This window comes from Pseudomonas sp. K5002, from assembly GCF_013386655.1.
Taxonomy (GTDB): domain Bacteria; phylum Pseudomonadota; class Gammaproteobacteria; order Pseudomonadales; family Pseudomonadaceae; genus Aquipseudomonas.
Window position 1 is genome coordinate 1 of the sequence record NZ_JACARK010000513.1, and the last position, 3,804, is coordinate 3,804.

4 protein-coding genes and 1 pseudogene are annotated in these 3,804 nt (G+C 63.7%); 4 read left to right on the forward strand and 1 reads right to left on the reverse strand.

What is annotated here, in order from left to right; translation table 11 throughout:
* From HX846_RS22030 to HX846_RS22045, 4 genes and pseudogenes are all read left to right on the forward strand, one after another.
* Nucleotides 1–202 (forward strand): annotated as a pseudogene (locus tag HX846_RS22030) (alpha/beta hydrolase); the annotation flags it as partial.
* A complete protein-coding gene (locus HX846_RS22035; RefSeq protein WP_178966092.1) occupies nucleotides 199–1,053 on the forward strand; it encodes an alpha/beta hydrolase in 855 nt (284 codons plus the stop codon). The pseudogene HX846_RS22030 and the gene HX846_RS22035, both read left to right, overlap by 4 nt.
* A 102-nt stretch (nucleotides 1,054–1,155) precedes the next feature.
* Entirely contained in the window at nucleotides 1,156–1,974 is an 819-nt protein-coding gene (locus HX846_RS22040) for a DUF4892 domain-containing protein (protein WP_003217171.1), read from the forward strand.
* Nucleotides 1,975–2,047: 73 nt separating this feature from the next.
* Complete coding sequence (locus HX846_RS22045) at nucleotides 2,048–3,112, forward strand: AI-2E family transporter (protein WP_003217173.1); 1,065 nt, start codon at nucleotides 2,048–2,050, stop codon at nucleotides 3,110–3,112.
* 28 nt (nucleotides 3,113–3,140) lie between these two features.
* On the opposite strand, the gene HX846_RS22050 is transcribed toward HX846_RS22045, so the two are convergent.
* On the reverse strand, nucleotides 3,141–3,804 hold a 664-nt coding region (locus HX846_RS22050; RefSeq protein WP_178966093.1), incomplete at its 5' end, for a cell wall metabolism sensor histidine kinase WalK.

A 3,804-nucleotide genomic window follows, 5' to 3' on the forward strand; every position in this document is an offset into this window, starting at 1 on the left:
GCTGGCGGTGGTGCGTGGTCGCCAGAGCCGGGTGGTGATGCGTCACCATGCCAGCGGCGTGGGGCGCATGCCCATGGGCGAAATGCTGACCATGCCCGGCGGCCACATGTTTCCCCTTGAACGCCCACAGGACACCGCCACTTTGATCAAGAACCTGTTTGCCCGTTGGGAAGCTCGCCAGCGCGAGCGCAGTTGCGCATGACTGCGCCTGTCGAAGAAGTCCGCCTGGCGCTGCCGCACATCGAGTTGGCGGCGCATCTGTTCGGCCCTGAAGACGGTTTGCCGGTGATTGCCCTGCATGGCTGGCTGGACAACGCCAACAGCTTTGCCCGCCTGGCACCGAAACTCGATGGCCTGCGCATCGTCGCCCTGGACATGGCCGGCCATGGTTACTCGGCCCATCGACCCGCTGGCGCCGGTTATTCCCTGTGGGATTACGTCCACGACGTGCTGCAAGTCGCCGAACAACTCGGGTGGAAACGTTTTGCATTACTTGGCCACTCCCTCGGCGCCATCGTTTCCCTGGTGTTGGCCGGCGCCTTGCCGGAGCGGGTGACGCACCTGGGATTGATTGATGGCGTGATCCCGCCGACCGGCACCGCAGACAACGCCGCCGAACGCCTCGGCATGGCGTTGCAGGCGCAAATGAACCTGCAGGACAAGCGCAAGCCGGTGTACAGCACCCTTGATCGCGCGGTGGAAGCGCGGATGAAAGGCGTGGTGGCAGTCAGTCGTGAAGCCGCCGAACTGCTGGCCCAGCGTGGCTTGATGCCCGTGCCGGGTGGTTACACCTGGCGCAGCGACAGCCGCCTGACCCTGGCCTCCCCCATGCGCCTGACAGAAGAACAGGCGATGGCCTTCGTGCGCCGAGTCGGCTGTCCGACACAGTTGGTGGTCGCCGAAGACGGCATGTTGGCGAAACATTCCGAATTGCTTTCCGGGCTTCCGTTCCAGGTGACTACCTTGCCCGGTGGCCATCATTTGCACCTGAATGACGAGCCAGGCGCTACCCTTGTTGCAGACTGTTTCAATCGGTTCTTCTCCACGCCTTGACTTGGCGGGGTCAACTGCCGAGGCTGGGCGGATCGAAAGGGAGTCAACCATGAACGATCTCAACACCGCAGCGCACCCCAATGGCCAGGGCGCGCCGATCCGATGAGTATGCCGAAGGGATTTTTCCGTGTTCTGGGGCTGTGCTGTTTCAGCCCGCTGGTGTTTGCCGCCGACGTACCGGGTAGCCAGGACTTGCCCGCCGTGGCCCGTCAGGTCGACGCGCAGATCGTCGACTACCGTCCCGCCGAAGAGAAAGAACGTATCTACCCGCTGGGCTCGATCCGCAAGATCAGCGGCCAGCTGCGCTATGAAGGCCAGGCCACCGCCCGCGGCCAAGCCACTGCCATCACCTACGAACTGCCTGCCGAGCACACCTCCAGCGCCGCCTTTACCGCCACCCGCGAAGCCTTGCAGGCCCAGGGCGCGCAACTGCTGTTCTGGTGCCAGGCCCGTGATTGCGGTGAAAGCAGCCTGTGGGCCAATGAAGTGTTCGGCAATGCCAAGCTGGTGGGCGCCGACGGCCAGCAGGAATACCTGCTGCTGCGCCTGGCGGCCCCGCAGGACAACTCCCTGGTCGCGTTGTACGGCATCACCCGGGGCAATCGACGGGCGTACCTGCACGTGGAACAGATGGACGCCAGCGCACCGTTGGGCGATTTGCTGCCGACCTCCGCTACGCTGCTGCGGGAACTGAAAAGCACTGGCGAGCTGGATTTTCCCAAGCTGGGCGCCGAGCCTGACGCCACCTGGCTCACCCTTATTTCCCGCGGATTGAACCTGGATGCCACGTTGCGGGTCAGTTTGACCGGGCCCACCGCCGAGGCATGGCGCCAGGGCTTGATCGATCAGGGCGTACGTGCGGCGCGCCTGGAAACCGGCACCACTGAAGCCAAGGGTTTGCACCTGCATCTGATACGCTGACCGTTCCAGGGCGAACGGACCCGCGCCGTTCGCCTAAGCTCTTGCTCTTACAGACTTCTTTTCGAGAAACCACATGCTCAATAACGATCGCCTGCTGGTGCAGATCCTGCTGCTGGTGTTGTTTGGTGCCAGCTTCTGGGTGATGGCGCCGTTCTGGTCGGCGCTGTTCTGGGGCGCGGTACTGGCGTTTGCCAGTTGGCCGGTGATGCGCTTGCTCACCCGCTGGCTGGGCGGTCGCGAATCGCTGGCCGCCGGGATCCTGACCCTGGTCTGGATGCTATTGGTGGCGTTGCCGCTGGTTTGGCTGGGGTTCAACCTGGCCGACCATGTGCGCGATGCCGTGGGCCTGATCAAGGATATCCAGGTGGATGGCTTGCCTGCGGCGCCCACCTGGCTCGGCTCCATTCCCTTTGTCGGCGAACGATTGGTGGCGATGTGGGACAGCATCGACCAGCAGGGCGCGGCACTGATGGTCACGTTGAAACCGTACCTGGGCCAGGTCGGCAACTGGTTGCTGGCCCGCAGTGCGCAGATCGGCGGCGGCATCCTGGAACTGACCCTGAGCCTGGTGTTCGTGTTCTTTTTCTACCGTGACGGGCCGCGCCTGGCGATGTTTGTGCATCGCTTGCTGGAGCGGTTGATCGGCGACCGGGCGGGTTATTACATCGAACTGGTCGCGGGTACGGTGCAGCGGGTGGTCAACGGTGTGATCGGCACCGCTGCCGCCCAGGCCTTGCTGGCGCTGATCGGCTTCTGGATTGCCGGTGTTCCGGGGGCTTTGGTGCTGGGGATCGTGACGTTCCTGCTCAGCCTGATTCCGATGGGCCCGCCGCTGATCTGGATTCCGGCCACCGCCTGGCTCGCCTGGAAGGGCGACTACACCTATGCGGTGTTCCTCGGTGTATGGGGCACGTTCATCATCAGCGGCGTCGACAACGTGCTCAAGCCCTACCTGATCAGCCGTGGCGGCAACCTGCCGCTGGTGATCGTGTTGCTGGGGGTGTTTGGCGGGTTGATTGCGTTCGGCTTTATCGGCCTGTTTATCGGCCCGACATTGCTGGCGGTGGCGTATAGCTTGTTGACCGACTGGAGTGCCACCCAGGCTCAGGTGCGGCGGGAAGATAAAACCGGGCAGTAATGGTTCCTGCAGGGCGCAGGAACCATTCCTACGCCCTTGGCAGCCACATTACGGCGGTAAGGCCGCCGCCCGGAGTTTCCTCCAGGCTCAGCCGTCCACCGAGGCGTTCCACGGCTTCCTTGGAAATCGTCATGCCCAACCCCACGCCACCGGAATTGCGGTTGCGCGAGCCTTCCAGCCGATAAAACGGTTCAAACACCGCCTCGCGTTTATCCGCCGCAATGCCCGGGCCGTGGTCGATCACCTTCACCACCAGCGCCTGCGGAGTGTCCGCGAGTTCGATGCGCGCGGTGCCGGCGTATCGCAGGGCGTTGTCGATCAGGTTGTTCAGGCACGAACGCAGGGCCATCGGTTGCACTTGCAGCGGCGCGCACTCACCACTGCATTGCACATCGGAGCCACGGTCCTGGGCGTTTTCACTCAGGGACTCCACCAGCGCCTGCACATCCAGCCAATGCCGGGTTTCGCTGGTGCGCTGCTCGTGCAGGTAGCTCAGGGTGGCGTCGAGCATGCCGATCATGTCGTCCAGGTCCTGGCGCATCTGGCCCTGCAGCTTGGTGTCTTCGATCTGTTCCAGGCGCAGCTTGAGCCGTGACAGCGGCGTGCGCAGGTCGTGGGACACGGCGCCCAGCATGCGGGCACGCTGGGTGACCTGTTCGCGGATGCGCTTTTGCATCAGGTTGAAGGTCGAT

Coding starts and splice junctions, on each gene's coding strand:
- HX846_RS22035 (WP_178966092.1), top strand. CDS start 199: ATGACTGCGCCTGTCGAAGAAGTCCGCCTGGCGCTGCCGCACATCGAG.
- HX846_RS22040 (WP_003217171.1), top strand. CDS start 1,156: ATGAGTATGCCGAAGGGATTTTTCCGTGTTCTGGGGCTGTGCTGTTTC.
- HX846_RS22045 (WP_003217173.1), top strand. CDS start 2,048: ATGCTCAATAACGATCGCCTGCTGGTGCAGATCCTGCTGCTGGTGTTG.